Annotated in this window: 13 protein-coding genes; all 13 read left to right on the top strand. The window is 33.9% G+C overall.

Annotated features, from left to right (window positions below; all coding sequences use genetic code 11):
• The first annotated feature begins 13 nt into the window (after positions 1-13).
• Positions 14-682: a response regulator transcription factor gene (locus SMGD1_RS11145; protein ID WP_008341366.1), complete on the top strand. Its 669-nt coding sequence runs from the start codon at positions 14-16 to the stop codon at positions 680-682.
• Positions 683-1,960, top strand: a complete 1,278-nt coding sequence (locus SMGD1_RS11150; RefSeq protein WP_008339311.1) for an ArsS family sensor histidine kinase — start codon at positions 683-685, stop codon at positions 1,958-1,960.
• Between the two features lie 105 nt (positions 1,961-2,065).
• Complete coding sequence (locus tag SMGD1_RS11155) at positions 2,066-2,662, top strand: TetR/AcrR family transcriptional regulator (protein ID WP_008339284.1); 597 nt, start codon at positions 2,066-2,068, stop codon at positions 2,660-2,662.
• Positions 2,659-3,885 carry a TolC family protein gene (locus SMGD1_RS11160; RefSeq protein ID WP_008339443.1) on the top strand — a complete coding sequence of 409 codons (1,227 nt, stop codon included), beginning with the start codon at positions 2,659-2,661 and terminating at the stop codon, positions 3,883-3,885. Before SMGD1_RS11155 ends, SMGD1_RS11160 begins: the two co-directional genes overlap by 4 nt.
• On the top strand, positions 3,882-4,634 hold the full coding sequence (locus SMGD1_RS11165) for an efflux RND transporter periplasmic adaptor subunit (RefSeq protein WP_008339278.1): 753 nt from the start codon (positions 3,882-3,884) through the stop codon (positions 4,632-4,634). Before SMGD1_RS11160 ends, SMGD1_RS11165 begins: the two co-directional genes overlap by 4 nt.
• A 6-nt stretch (positions 4,635-4,640) precedes the next feature.
• Positions 4,641-7,691 (top strand): efflux RND transporter permease subunit, encoded by a 3,051-nt coding sequence (locus SMGD1_RS11170; RefSeq protein WP_008339352.1) that lies wholly within the window; start codon positions 4,641-4,643, stop codon positions 7,689-7,691.
• A gap of 25 nt (positions 7,692-7,716) precedes the next feature.
• On the top strand, positions 7,717-8,712 hold the full coding sequence (locus SMGD1_RS11175; RefSeq protein ID WP_008339361.1) for a lipid A deacylase LpxR family protein: 996 nt from the start codon (positions 7,717-7,719) through the stop codon (positions 8,710-8,712).
• A 98-nt stretch (positions 8,713-8,810) separates the two neighbouring features.
• The gene (locus SMGD1_RS11180) at positions 8,811-9,296 is read left to right on the top strand and encodes a Spy/CpxP family protein refolding chaperone (protein WP_008339292.1); all 486 of its coding nucleotides are present in this window, start codon (positions 8,811-8,813) and stop codon (positions 9,294-9,296) included.
• Positions 9,297-9,372: 76 nt separating this feature from the next.
• Complete coding sequence (locus SMGD1_RS11185) at positions 9,373-10,050, top strand: response regulator transcription factor (RefSeq protein ID WP_008341370.1); 678 nt, start codon at positions 9,373-9,375, stop codon at positions 10,048-10,050.
• Entirely contained in the window at positions 10,047-11,276 is a 1,230-nt protein-coding gene (locus SMGD1_RS11190) for an ArsS family sensor histidine kinase (protein ID WP_008339208.1), read from the top strand. Before SMGD1_RS11185 ends, SMGD1_RS11190 begins: the two co-directional genes overlap by 4 nt.
• Positions 11,277-11,486: 210 nt before the next feature.
• Positions 11,487-12,713: a hydrogenase small subunit gene (locus SMGD1_RS11195; protein ID WP_008341372.1), complete on the top strand. Its 1,227-nt coding sequence runs from the start codon at positions 11,487-11,489 to the stop codon at positions 12,711-12,713.
• Positions 12,714-14,465, top strand: a complete 1,752-nt coding sequence (locus tag SMGD1_RS11200; RefSeq protein ID WP_008339563.1) for a nickel-dependent hydrogenase large subunit — start codon at positions 12,714-12,716, stop codon at positions 14,463-14,465.
• A 10-nt stretch (positions 14,466-14,475) separates the two neighbouring features.
• Positions 14,476-15,171, top strand: a complete 696-nt coding sequence (locus tag SMGD1_RS11205) for a cytochrome b/b6 domain-containing protein (protein WP_008339204.1) — start codon at positions 14,476-14,478, stop codon at positions 15,169-15,171.
• The last annotated feature ends 64 nt before the right edge of the window (positions 15,172-15,235 follow it).

A 15,235-nucleotide genomic window follows, 5' to 3' on the forward strand; every position in this document is an offset into this window, starting at 1 on the left:
AATTGAGGTAGTGATGATAGATGTATTAGTCATAGAAGATGATAAAGAGATAATAGATATCTTAAGTGAATACCTGCCTAAGTATGGCATGAAAGTCATAGGATATACAAACCCTTTATCAGCGTTAGAGTCTTTTAAAATAGATAACTATGATATTGTGATTCTTGATCTCTCACTACCTGATATGGATGGCTTGGAAGTCTGTAAAATCATATCTCAAAAGTATAATATTCCTATTATCATATCAACTGCAAGAAGTGATGTCAGTGACAGAGTAAAAGGTTTAGAATTAGGTGCTGATGATTATCTTCCTAAGCCATACGATATAAGAGAACTTGTAGCTAGAATACAGAGTCTGCTTAGACGAGTAAAAGGTCTAAAAGCAAATCCCCAGAGTAGTTTCTCTATTAACGAAGAAAATATGACAATATCTAAGGATGCTGAAGCTCTTGATATGACTTTAGCAGAGTATGAAATACTAAAACTCTTTTTAGACAAAAAACAGATGGTGCTATCACGTGAATATATTGCAAACAATGTAAACTCTGTTCGCTGGGAGTCTACAGATAAAAGCATAGATGTAATCATAAGCAGAATCAGACATAAGATAAAAGACAGTACGAAACAGCCTAAATATATTAAGTCTATTCGCGGTGCCGGATATAAGTTTATAGGTGAGTAGATGCTAAATCGACACTCAATACTTTTTAAATTAAATATTATATTTATAATAACAATCATATCTGTAACTGTTATTTTTTTAATGCTTGATGGATTTATTCATAAAAGAAGTAATTTTGATTTGGGTTTTCATCTAAGACATATAGATAGAAATCTACATCGAGATGGTGAGATAGAAATAAAAAACCTTATACTACCGCAAACTTTAGAAATTGTAGAAGATATGAGTATAGTTACTAAGGCAAAACCTATTGAAAAAAGAGATTTTTTTAAACAACCCCCAAAAGTACCGTTTATAAAAGAGCATGGAAAACCGCCGCCACCATTTTTTAAAAGAGAACATAGTTTTGATTTGCTTAGATATAAAGATACTATTTATGTACATATAAAAGAGAAAAATTTTGAACTTCTCTTAAGGTATCATGAACAAGAGTATAAGCAAATAGTTCTATTTATAAGAGTAGCTTACTTTGTTTTTTTAGGTATTTTAATTATAGTTTATTATATGATACGAAAAAATATTCAAAGTCTAAAAACTCTGCAAAATAGTTTAAAAGACTATGAAAACGGTGTTGTAGATGCTACAAAAGTATTAGATGGAAAAGATGAAATAGCCCTCGTTTCAAAGCAGTTTTATAAGGTTGCTTCAAAACTAGAAGCCGTAAATGAGTCGAGAAAACTTTTTCTTAGAAACATGATGCATGAGTTGAAAACACCTCTAACAAAAAGTAAGTTATATCTGGGATTTATGGAAGAGTCCAAGATAAAAGACGGCTTGGAATTATCTTTAAACAAACTCGAACTTCTTATAGATGATATGGCAAATATTGAAAAAATCACGACCGATAATGTAGATATAGATAAAAAAGATTTTAGAGCAATTGATATTATTGATAATGCCATGGATATGCTTTTTATAAATAAAAACGGGGTGATTATTAAAGATGAGTCAACTATGGTTATGTCTGTTGACTTTAAACTATTTAGCATTGTCTTAAAGAACCTCATAGATAATGGTATAAAGTATTCTGCAGATGGCATGGTTTTTGTAGAGTGTAAAGATGAAAAGATATATGTAAGTTCAAGAGGGGAGAGGTTGGAATATAACTTTGTCAACTATCTTGAGCCATTTTTTAAGGGTGACTTGAATGAGATAAACCAAAGAGGGTTTGGTTTAGGACTCTATATAGTGAATGAAATCCTTCTTAAACATAGATTTGAGTTCCTATATGAACACAAAAACGATAAAAATATCTTCATTATAGATACAACTGCATAAAACACTTTTTGATTTAATACACTTTATTTACACTATTTTAAGTTTGATAGTTATACAATTCTATAAATGACCGACGGTCAGTCATTTTAAGTAAAGGAAAATAATATGGCAATTATTGTAGACAAAGTACAAAAAAGAAAAGATATAGCACTGGCTTGTAAAGAGATTTTTTTTCAAAATGGTATTAATGATCTTACTGTCTCTCAAGTGGCAAAAACTGCAGGGGTAGGTAAGGGAACTATATATGATTACTTTAAAAATAAAGAAGATATCGTTTTTGAGATTGTAAATATTTTAATGCAAGAGCATAATGAAACGATGCATAAGAAGTTAAAAAGTGAATCTACTACAAGAGAGAAAATAAAAGTCTTTGCAAGTATATTTTATGATGATAATGAAAAAGAATTAAGACAACTATATAAAGAATTTATCTCTATATCTTTAACAAATCCGGATAAAGAGATGGTTGACTTTCAAACAGCTCATACTAATCACTACTACAACTGGTTCGTAGAAATATTAAATGAAGGTATAGAGAAGGGCGAGATAATAGATGGTTCACAAGAGTTTGCAAGAGGGCTTTTTGTGATGGCTAAAGGTATGTTTATATCTAGCTCTGTTACAAATACTATTGATGATTTAAAATCAGAGATAGATAAGTTTACGGATGCACTATTTAATCTTATAGAGGTAAAAAAATGAATAAACTAATCCTTTTAATTATCCCTGCTTTTATATATGCAGAGAGTCTTAAGTCACTGCTTGATTACGCAACAGAGAATAGTGACTTGGTAGTTTCAAAGACTCTTACTCAAAAAGCAAAAGCGTCAGAAGTAGAATCTCGTGAGAGTGCTTACTTTCCAACAATAGATGCTGGTGCTTTTTATCAGTCTCTTGATGAAAAAACACCTATGCAAGCCGGTGATGTATATAGTGGGTTTGCAAAAGTATCTTTTGATATTTATGACGGTGGTAAAAAATCTTCACAGCTTTCTCAAACTGAGAACGAGTACAAGGCAAGCAGTTTTGATTCAGAGTCAACAAAAAAGAGTCTAAGCCTACAGATAGTTCAAGACTTCTTTAACATCAAAAGTCTAAAAGCATCTTTAGCATCTAGAGAAGAGGCAAGAAAGTCTCTACTAGAGCAACTAACTCGCATGCAAAGATTTTATGCAGCTAAAGTTGCAACAAGCGATGATGTAGATAGACTCCAAGCAGCTTACGATACAAACATATATGAGATGGAATCTATAAAATTTCAAATAGTATCTGCAAAGAAATCACTGGAGTTAAAGGTAGGAAAGAACATTGAAACTCTTGATGATTCAAAGTTTAGAGAGTTTTCAAAACAGACAAAAGAACTGATAGACAGTGTTAAATCTCTTATGGCTAAAAAAGATGCACTCGTAGATGGTGCTGAGTCGGTGGACAGTGCCTACTACCCGCAACTAAAAATAGAAGATACATTTAGTGTTTACGGTTATGAACGTTCAGATGCTCTGCATCCAGAAGGTGTGGACAATCAAAACAAACTACTACTTTCTTTAAACATGAGAATCTTTGATTATGGGACTGTAGCTAAGAGTAAACAGGCGTTAATAATTAATTCACAAGCTTTAAATACTCAAGTATCGTATTTTAAAAAAGAGCAGGCTATGCGTTATGACTTAGCACTCTCTGCTATAGAGACAAGTAACATAAAAATAAAAAGTGCCAAGAGTGCTTTAGTCTCAGCAACAAGTGCGTTTAAGACAATCAGCAAAAAGTATGATGCAGGAATTGTTGACAATATAGTCTATTTAGATGCGCTGAGCTCTCAGACAGAGGCTAAAGCACTTTATGAGACATCGATGAATGACTTGGAAATCGCATATGCAGCGTATTACTACTACGCAGGAAAAAAAATAGAGGAGTTTTTAAAATGAAGAAAATAATTTTAGTCACTTTAGCTTTAGTAGCTAGCCTAAGCGCACAAGAGATATACGCAACATTTAATATAGAAGCTGACAAAAGTGCAAATCTTGCCTTTTACTCTAGTGGAATCATAGATAAAGTATATGTAGATGTAGCCAGTAGTGTGAAAAAGGGTGACAAGTTAGTAGAACTTCAAAATGATGACTTAAAAGCATCTCTAAAGATTGCAACAGCATCACTATCTGAAGCAGAAGTTACTTTGAAGTTTGCTAAGAAAGACTATGACAGACAGCTTCTTATCAAAGACCTGATAGATGAAGCAAAGTTTGACCAGTATGAGCTTGTATATGAAAGATCAAAAGTAGCAGTAGCATCTGCAAAAGCAAACTTGGCTTATCAGCAGTCGCTTTTAGACAGAAGTATTATCTTGGCTCCATTTGACGGGATTATCTTTGAGAAGAGTGTTGAGGTGGGAGATGTTGTAAGCGGGATGATGCTTCGTACTATTTTTAAAATACAGAGCCAGTCAAAAAGAAAATTGGTTTTTGAGTTTGATCAAAAGTACTGGAAGAGTGTAAAAGTTGGAGATAGTGTTAAGTACACAGTTAATGGTGATAAGGATAGTTACACAGGTAAGATATCTAAACTATATCCACATGCTAACAGTGATAACAGAAAGATAAAAGCAGAAGTTGTCGCTAATGGTTTTATAGTTGGTCTTTTTGGTGAAGGGTATATCATAGTACCTGATGAAAAGTAGTCTTAGATGTATAAGTTTTCCATAAATAGACCTATAACAACATTGATGTATGTTGTTGCATTGATAATCTTTGGATTGATGAGCTTTAAGTCTATGCCATCAGCATTATTTCCTAATATTGACTTTCCGATGGTTACGATTAAAACAGTTTATCCTGGAGCAGAAGCTAGTACTATTGAGTCCCAGGTAACTGACAAGATAGAAGAAGCAGTTTCAAGAATCGGCGGTATTGATAACATCATATCTACTAGTAGTGAGGGTGTGAGTGTTGTAACTGTAAAGTTTTTTTTAGAGCGTGATATAGATGAAGCGACAAATGATGTAAGAGATAAAGTCTCTGCAGTTATCATGCCTCGTGATGCAAAGACACCTCTTGTAAGTAAGCTCGATATTGGTGGAGCTTCTATAATCAACATCTTCTTAACTGCAAAAAATGAGACTATTCAAAATCTTATGCTTTTTGCAGATGAGAAGGTAAAACCAAAAATACAAAAGATAAATGGTGTAGGTGCCGTAAATATCATCGGATACAAAGATAGAGAGATAAAGATATATCCAAACCCGAGACTTTTAAATAAGTTTGGCATCACAGTTCGTGAGTTAAATGAGATAGTCGCAAAAGAGAATGTAAAAATCGGTGGCGGTAAGTTAATAACCAATACTCAAGAGTTTATACTAAAAACCAAAGCAGATGCGCTGAGTGTACAAGAGCTTGAAAATATAAAAATAAAAGACGACATTAAACTAAAAGATATAGCAACAGTGACAGATGCCTTAAGTGATGCAAAAAGTTACGCTTCATATAATGGTGAAGAAGGCGTTATGCTAGAGGTTCAAAAAATCTCAGGAACTAATACTATAGATATTGTTAAAAATGTTAAAAAGGTGGTTCCCCAACTTCAGGGTTATGCAAAAGATAATTATGAAGTAAAAATCTTAAATGACACTACACCATTTATCATACACTCGCTAGAAGATGTTGAGTTTGACCTTATCTATGGAGCATTTTTAGCGGCTATTATTGTTTTAATATTTTTAAGAAACATGACAATTACTCTTGTTTCTGCACTATCTATTCCTGCATCTATCATGGGTACATTTGCTCTTATGGATTATATGGGATTTGATTTAAACAGGATGACTCTTATCGGTCTTACTTTGGCTATTGGTATTATCATCGATGATGCTATTGTTGTCATCGAGAACATCTACAAAAAGATGGAAGAGGGTATGGGTAAGTTTGAAGCATCTGTAGAAGGTACAAAAGAGATGGCTTTTACTATCCTTGCAATTTCTGCGATGCTATTGGCTGTTTTTATTCCTGTTTCATTTATGAGTGGAATTGTTGGAAAGTTCTTTGAATCATTTGCTATGACAGTTGGTTTCGCGATTATTATCTCATATACTATTGCACTTAGTTTTATTCCAAGTATTAGTGCCAGAGTTTTACATAAGGGTGAGAGCAAGTTCTATGACAAGACAGAGCCTATTTTTAAGGCGTTAGAAAGAGGTTATGAGAAGATACTAAAACTTGTACTAAGATTTAAAGTCTCAACTCTTATCTTAGTATTTGTAATCTTCTTCGCATCTCTTAGTCTATTTCCAAAGATCGGTATGGATTTTATCCCTAAAGAGGATAAGTCAGAGATAGAGATAAAGATAAAAGCAGATTCTGGCATCTCACTCCAAGAGATGATTAGAAAGTCTAAAGAAGTTGAGGACCTTATACGAGCAGATGAGAATGTTGTCTACACAACTTTGACTATCGGCTATAACACGGCACAAGAGAAACACAAGGCTCTTATGTATGTAAAACTAATAGAAAAAGATGAAAGAGAGTTAAATCAAGAAGAAGTTACTCAAAGTCTTAGAGCCAAGATGAAGCCATTTGCTAAAGATATGTTTATAACAGCCGCAGCTATTCCAAATATCAAAGGTGCCGGTGTATCTGTACCTTATCAGATAGTTCTAAAGTCAGACTCATTTGAGGACTTGCAAGTTGCAAAAGATAGACTAATAGAGCATATGAAAAAGAAAGAGGGTTTTGTTGATATAGATACAAATTTAGATGATGCAAAACCACAAATAGATATAAATATTTTAAGACAAAATGCAAATAGACTTGGCATCTCTGCATCTCAGATTGCAGAAGCTATCTCAACTGCATTTTCAAGTGATTTGGAGATATCATACTTTGAAGAAAACGGTAAGCAGTACAATATTACTCTACGTTTTGATGATGAAAACAGAATAAGCATAGATGATATCAAAAAGATTCAGCTCCGTGCCCAAAATGGTCAGTTTATTTATCTTGATGGTCTTGTTACTTTTACACATAGTAAAGCACTATCTTCAATAAACCACTTTGATAGACAGAGACAGGTAACTATTTTCTCAGATTTGTTTGGGCTTGACCTTGGTGGAGCAGTTGCATATACAAGAGAGTCTATTGATTCCCTTATGCCAGAAGGTGTTACTTATAGATTTACCGGTTTTGCTGAAGAGATGGAAAAAACAGGTAAAGCTTTTGGTGTGGCGATTGGTCTATCTGTAATACTTATGTTTATCATTCTAGCGGTTCTTTATGAGTCACTCATTCAGCCGATAATTATTATGATGGCGCTGCCTCTTAGTATCATAGGTGTTATGCTAGCTCTTTATGCATCTGGGTTGCAGTTTAGTCTATTTGTAATGATAGGGTTTATGCTTCTGATGGGTATGGTTGGTAAAAATGCCGTGCTTCTTGTTGACTTTGCGAACAACGCAGTAGAAAGCGGTAAAGACGCAGACTCTGCACTTATAGAAGCAGGGGAGAAAAGACTTAGACCGATTTTGATGACTACTATTGCCATGGTATTTGCTATGTTGCCACTGGCAATAGGTGATGGACTAGGTAGTGAGACAAAAGCACCGATGGCAATTTCAATCATCGGTGGACTTCTTAGTTCAATGGTTCTTACACTGCTTATAGTTCCTGTAATGTATAGACTTATCAATCCTTTTGACAGATGGTTGAGAAAGTTTTATGAAGTGAAACATATAAAAGATGGCAAATAAATAAAAAAATGGTTAGAATAACTGCATGAAACATTATAAAAAATTATTATCATTACTGGTCGCATCTACACTAAATGCTGACCAGTTCTCATTTCAGCTTTATAATGATTTTTTTGCAGGGACTGACCAGCACTTTACAAACGGTGTAGCTTTTAGCTGGCTAAATGATACATATAAGCACGAAGATAATAGTTCTGTTAATGCATATGGTAATTTTATGGTCAATACATTTAAAGTAATAGCTCCAAATGGCCTTGATAAATCAAAGCGTTATAGTTCAGGTACAAGCCTTTCACAAATAATTATTACTCCAATAGACACAACTATTTCCACTCCTCAATATGATGATATTCCTTACGCCGGTTATTTGGCACTGGGATTGTATCTTTTTGAATGGGATGACAATAGTTTTAATGAGTATAGAGTTGACTTTGGTGTTGTAGGCAGAGAGTCCGGTGCTAAGCAGATGCAAAATACATTTCACTCTCTCATCGGCAATCCACATGCAAAAGGTTGGGATACTCAAATAGGCACAAAATATACAGTTAACGCTCTATATAGACGGGGGTATAGAACTTGGAAGACAAATAAAGTAGGTCGTCTCAGTATGGACTGGTTCAATCATTTTGGTGCTGAGTTAGGTAACTTTGAGATAGATGCTTTTGGTGGAACAATGTTTCGCATAGGAAAAAACTATATACAAAATTTTAATGTTCACTATCCATACTTAAGAGAAGAAGCGGGGCTTTTAGAAGTAGACAAAATATGTCATGGCTTTGGCTGGTCGATAAGTGCTGGGATGAATGGAGCTGTTGTAGCTTATTCATATATAATCGATCAGGCTAAAAAAGATGGATATAACATCAGTCAAAAAACTTTTAATGCTTCTTTATACTTAGGTGCAGAGCTTTACTACAATGTTCATAAACTATCATACTTCTACCAATCTCAATCCCCATACACTAATGAGCAAAAGGGTGCTGATACTTATGGCTCTCTAATGTACTCATATCAGTTTTAACTAAATTGTAGCTCTCGTTAATACTTCATTAACCTCAAATTAAAGCATCGTTAATCTTACAATCTTATACTTCTTATATCAAAAATAAGGAGTTCATCATGAACAAGAAAATTATTATAAGTTTAACAGCAACGGCACTACTGGCAACATCACTACTAGCTTTCAATGGGCAAGGACAGATGCAACAAGGAAATAACCAAGGAATTAAGCAAGGCAAGATGATGCAAGGTCAAATGGGTCAAAGAAGACCAATGTTTTTGCACATGATTATGAAGCTTGATTTGAGTGATAAGCAAAGAGCTGATATAAAAGCTATTGCAAAAAAGAGTATGCAAAATATGCCAAATCCTCATGATGCATTTACAGATGCTACTTTTGACAAAGAAAAATTTGTTAAATTGGCAAATGAGAGAAGAGATTCTAAAGCTCAGAGAAAAGCAGAGATGATTGAAGAAATTTATGCAGTTCTTGATTCTTCTCAAAAGAAAGATTTAAAAACAATGCTTGATATGAAGGATATGATGAAAAAAAAGATGATGTTAAATAGTAATTGTAATATGCAAAATTGCAATAATAGAAGATGACACTAATCCAAAAATGGATATCATAGTATCAGAGTATTGCAGATAATACAAAAATAATTTAAGCAGGAATTTCTTAGTGATACATATTGCAATGGTAGAAGATGATACGGAGTTAGCCGATGTTTTAACTCAGTATCTATCAAAGTTTAACATCTGTGTTACAAATTATGAAGACCCTTTTATTGCACTTAGTGCTATCGCTTTAAAAGAGTTTGATTTAATAATATTAGATCTTACTCTTCCCGGACTTGATGGACTTGAAGTTTGTAAAGAATTAGTTACAAAGTATGACATACCTATAATCATCTCAAGTGCCAGAAGCGATATAGCAGACAAAGTTATAGCACTGGAACTTGGTGCAGATGATTATCTTCCAAAACCTTATGATCCAAGAGAATTAGAAGTCAGAATCAAAACAATACTTAGAAGATTTAATAAGCAGATGCCAAAGGCTTTAGATGAGGTAAAAGAGATATTTACTTTAGATGAAGAGAGGCAAGAGATTAAAAAAAACGGCAAGTTTATAAAATTCACTCCCGCAGAATTTCAAATAATGTCTCTGATGTGTAAAAGAAAAGGTTTTGTAGTTTCAAGATATGATATTTTGGATAGTTGTGACTTTCTAAATAGCGATGAAGATAGTGGAAGTATAGCGGTAATAATAAATAGAATTAGACATAAAATAGAAGAAGATTCTAAAAAACCGGAGTACTTTATAACTATTAGAGGTGTGGGGTATAAATTAGTAGAATGAATAAAAACTCAATAATCTTTACAATAACTATTACCTTTATTATTGCTCTTGTGCTGGTACTGGTAAGTTTTGGCATCCTTTATAAAGTCAGTGAAAAAAGAGAAGATTTTTTAATTGTTAAAAGAAATATGGAAGCTACTAATATGTTTTTTAGAGAGTTTAAACATGGTGGTTTAACTAAAAAGTTAGAAGAAGATTTAAAACTTATAAATTATTCTATAATCAGTGACCAAACAGAGCAAAATAAAATACTTAATGACCCAAACTTAAAACACAGTGAAGTTGAGACAAGAGGTAGAGGAAGAGCAAAGATTCAGCAACTCAGACTTGCAGATATCTCTTATGTATATATTCATACTATAAGAGGCAATGTCATTTTACTAAATAACAACCAAGCTGTAAGTCATAAAGGAACCATATTAATTGTATTTATTGTCATATTTTTAACATTTATTTTTTTATTCATAAATACTTTAAATAAATTAAGACCATTAAATATATTAAAAGATAAAGTCCAGAATTTTGGAGATGAAGAATTTGATGTCTCATGTTCGAGTGATAAAAAAGATGAGATATCTCTTCTTGCCAATGAGTTTGACAAATCTGCTAAAAAACTAAAAAAACTAAAAGAGTCTAGAAATATTTTCATACGAAATATTATGCATGAGTTAAAAACTCCAATCACAAAGGGCAAGTTTTTAACAGAGCTACCACAAACATCAGAGAACAATGAAAAAATGCAAAAGGTCTTTTACAGACTGGAAACACTTATAAATGAGTTTGCATCTATTGAAGAGTTGATGTCTACTAAAAAAGTATTAGATAAAAAAGATTATTATTTAGCTGATGTTATTGATAATGCAGTTGATATTTTGATGTGTGACGAAGAGAGTGTAGTTCATGAGTATGAAAACATTAAAATAAATATTGACTTTAAACTCTTTAGTATCGCTATGAAAAACTTACTTGATAATGGTATTAAATACTCTCCGGATAAAAGAGTAGTAGTAAAAACTGAAGATGGCAAAATCATCTTTGAAAATATCGGTCAAGAGTTGCAACATTCACTGCAAGACTATTATGAACCATTCTTTAATGGAGATAACGTAAAATCAAATCAAAGCTTCGGACTTGGATTCTATATCATCAGCAATATATTAAATGCAAATGGTTTTAAATTAATTTATAAACATGAAAATGGCATAAACAATTTTATTATATACTAACTATAGTTGTTAAAAAATGCTCTACTCTCGATCCCTTGGTCTTTCTCACTACTCTATCACAATTCTTTGAAAAATAAATAATATTTACACCTCGTAGTATAAGTATAAGTTAAGTTATCTTCCATTACAATTAACTTTAATGAATACATATTCACATAATAAAATGAATGTTCATTCATAAGCTTTGATTTCCAAGATAAGGGGTAGATCATGATTGAAAAACGAGAGGCCTTAGCAAAAATGTTTAGTGCTAAAGGATCGAAAATTAATACCAACCGTGGTGCTGAATATTACGATGCTTTAATGAAAACAATGACTAAAAGGCTAGATGAGCTAGAAAAAACACCAGCCGCGTCTAAAGCATCAATTCACGCTATTTTAGATTCAGAAGGATTAGACAGAAGAGATTTTATGAAGTGGGCGAGTGCAGCGTGTGCAGCGTTAATGCTCCCATCTAACTTCACACCTCTTATTGCAAGGGCAGCTGAGCTTATGAATAGAGTTCCAGTTATATGGATAGAACTTCAAGATTGTGCAGGTAACTCAGAAGCAATCCTAAGAAGTGACGCTCCAACAATTGATGAATTGATTCTTGAAACAATTTCATTAGAATTTAACGAAACATTAATGTCAGCAGCTGGTCATCAAGCTGAAGCACATTTAGAAGAGGCTATGCATACATTTAAGGGTAAATATCTTTGTGTTGTTGAAGGTTCTATTCCTTTAGCTATGAATGGTCTATATGGAACAATCGGTGCAAAGGGTGAGACTTTTGTAGATCACTTAAACCGAGTTGCAAAAGACAGTGCTGCTGTTGTTGCAGTTGGTACTTGTGCAACATTCGGTGGTGTTCCGGCAGCTTCTCCAAACCCAACAGGTGCAGTTGGTGTTCAAGATGTTGTTCGTGGCAAGCCTATTATTAACATTCCTGCTTGTCCTGCAAATCCTGCAAACATTACAGGTACTATACTTCATTATGTTCTCTCTGGACAAATTCCAGAACTAGATCACTTAAACCGTCCTAAGTTTGCATTTGGATATAGAATCCATGATAACTGTGAAAGACGTGCGCATTTTGACGCAGGTGAGTTTGTAGAAGAGTGGGGTGATAAAGGTGCTCAAAACAATTTCTGTCTTTATAAGATGGGTTGTAAAGGTCCTATGACATTTAACAACTGTTCAATTGTTAGATACAACAGTGGAACAAACTGGCCTATTGGTGCTGGACACGGTTGTATAGGTTGTTCAGAACCACAATTTTGGGATAAATATGCTCAAGAGAGACCAATGGCTGATACTCACTTTAAAGCACCAGGCGGCGGAGTAGAAAAAACTGTAGATGAATTTGGTTTAGGACTGCTTACAGCAGCTGGTATCGGTATTGGTATTCATGCGGCAGCAAGTGTTATAGCAGGGAAAAAAGAGGGGGATGAGTAGATGGCAAGCAAACATATAATAGTAGATCCAATAACAAGGATTGAAGGACATTTAAGAATAGAAGCAGTTATTGATGAGAATAATGTAATTACAGATGCATTTGCCAGTTCAACAATGTTTAGAGGAATAGAGACAATACTAAAAGGTAGAGATCCTAGAGATGCTGGACTTCTTGCAATGAGAATATGTGGTGTTTGTACAGGTACTCACTATCAAAGAAGTATTGAAGCAGTTGAAGATGCTTTCAAACTAAAAATCCCTAAAAATGCAAGAATCGTAAGAAACTTGATTCAAGGTGCACTTTATGTACACGATCATGTTGTTCATTTTTATCATCTTCATGCACTTGACTGGGTAGATATTACATCTGCACTAAAAGCTGATCCAAAACTAGCAGCTGCAGAAGCACTAAAATGGGTAGATACCCCTCATGGAACTGGTGAAGGTGAACTTAGAGCTATTCAAGAAAGAGTTGGTAAATTTGTAGCACAAGGTCGTCTTGGTATTTTTTCAAACGCGTATTGGGGAAATAAAAACTATAAATTATCACCTGAACAAAATCTAGTTGCAGTGGCTCACTACTTACAAGCACTTGATATGCAAAGAGATGCATCTAAAATGATGGCTATCTTTGGCGGTAAGATGCCTCACCCACAATCGTTAGTAGTTGGTGGTGTAACTTGTGTTCAAGATATTCAAAATCCTGCAAGAATTGCTGAATTTAAATCACTTCTAAACAAGTTTAGAAATTTTATTAAAAATGCATATATTCCAGATGTTCTTATGGCTGGTACTGTTTATGCAGATGAGGCTCTTGATGGAACTGGTTCAGGACTTAAGAACTATATGAGTTATGGTGACTTTAAACTTGATGATACAGGATTTTATACATCATCTCAACTATTCCCAAGCGGTGTAGTACTAAATGGTGATTTGACTAAACTTTATCCACTAGATCAAACTAAGATTACAGAAGATGTTTCTCATGCTTGGTATGAAGGTGCAAATGATAAAGGTCTTCACCCGTATGATGGTGTTACTAACCCTAAGTATACAGGTTTAGAGAAAAAAGAAGATGGTTACTCATACTTAAAAACTAAAGAAAAATATTCTTGGATTAAGTCACCTCTATATGATGACACAAGAATGGAAGTTGGTCCATTGGCTAGAATAGCTGTTGGTCTTGCAGCTGGTGATGAAAATATTACTAAGTATGCAGTTAGTTTTTTAACTAAGCTAGGAAAGACTTTAGGACTTAAGACTGCTGCTCCTGCATCTGTAATTTTCTCAACTGTAGGAAGAACAGCTGCTCGTGCTATTGAGACAGAGCTAATGGCTGATGTTATGATGGGCTGGGTTGATGAGTTGGCTGCAAATGTAGCATCTGGAGATATAAGTACTTGGACAGAGTTCGATTTTGACAAAGTATCTAAAGATGCTAGAGGTTTTGGTATGGCTGAGGCTCCTCGTGGTGGTTTAGGACACTGGGTCGTAATCAAAGACGGTAAGATAGAAAATTATCAAGCAGTTGTTCCATCAACATGGAATGCAGCTCCAAGAGATTACAAAGACAGAAAAGGTGCTTATGAATCAGCACTTATCGGCACAAAAGTAGCTGATCCTGAACAACCATTAGAGATACTAAGAACTATACATAGTTTTGACCCTTGTATAGCGTGTGCTGTACATATTGTGGATACAAAAGGAAGAGAGCTTAGTAGTTTCAAAGTAAACACCAGCTGTGCCGTTTAAGGAGCCTGTCATGAGTTATAAAAAAATTGAGAGGATGACCGGATTTATGAGAATCAACCACTGGGTGGTTGCTATATCAATGATCATTGCTATTGCAACTGGTCTCTATATCGGTCATCCATATTATCAAAGTTTTATCGCAGATCCTGCGGTTGATAAATATGTAATGGCGTGGAATAGACTAGGTCACCTTATAGTTGCTATTATCTTTGATGTTAGCAGTATTATTGTCGCTTACTTATACTTCTTTTCAAGATTTGAAAAACCGTATAAAAAGTTAATTCCAAATGCTAAAAATGTAAAAGAGTTTGTAGATGTATTAATTAACCTTATTACATTAAATCGTGTAAAAGAGTTTGACTCATCTCATACAGATAGTTTTAACTCTATATTTTTCTTTGTATTTCACATAATGTTAGGTTGGCAGTTGTTTACAGGACTTCAACTATATGTACATGGACTTGCATCTGGACTCAGTTCAATCGGTTCTTGGTGGCCAACAATGCTTCACTTAACAACAGATTGGACTGTAGCAGTAACTGGCGGAACATATATGGATGTGAGAATCGCACATCACTATACAATGTATGCTATTATCGCTTGGATTATGTTTCATGTTTATTACCAAATATGGAGAACAATCTTCTGGAAAGAGGGAGATATCAACATTGTTGTTGGTGGAAATAAGTTTGTAGAAGAAAAATAACTTCAAGGTTATTTTTCTTCAATAAGCCAAAAAGAATTATCTCTTTTTGGCTTTTTTAATTTAA

Origin of the sequence: Sulfurimonas gotlandica GD1, assembly GCF_000242915.1 — a bacterium.
Taxonomy (GTDB): Bacteria; Campylobacterota; Campylobacteria; order Campylobacterales; family Sulfurimonadaceae; genus Sulfurimonas; species Sulfurimonas gotlandica.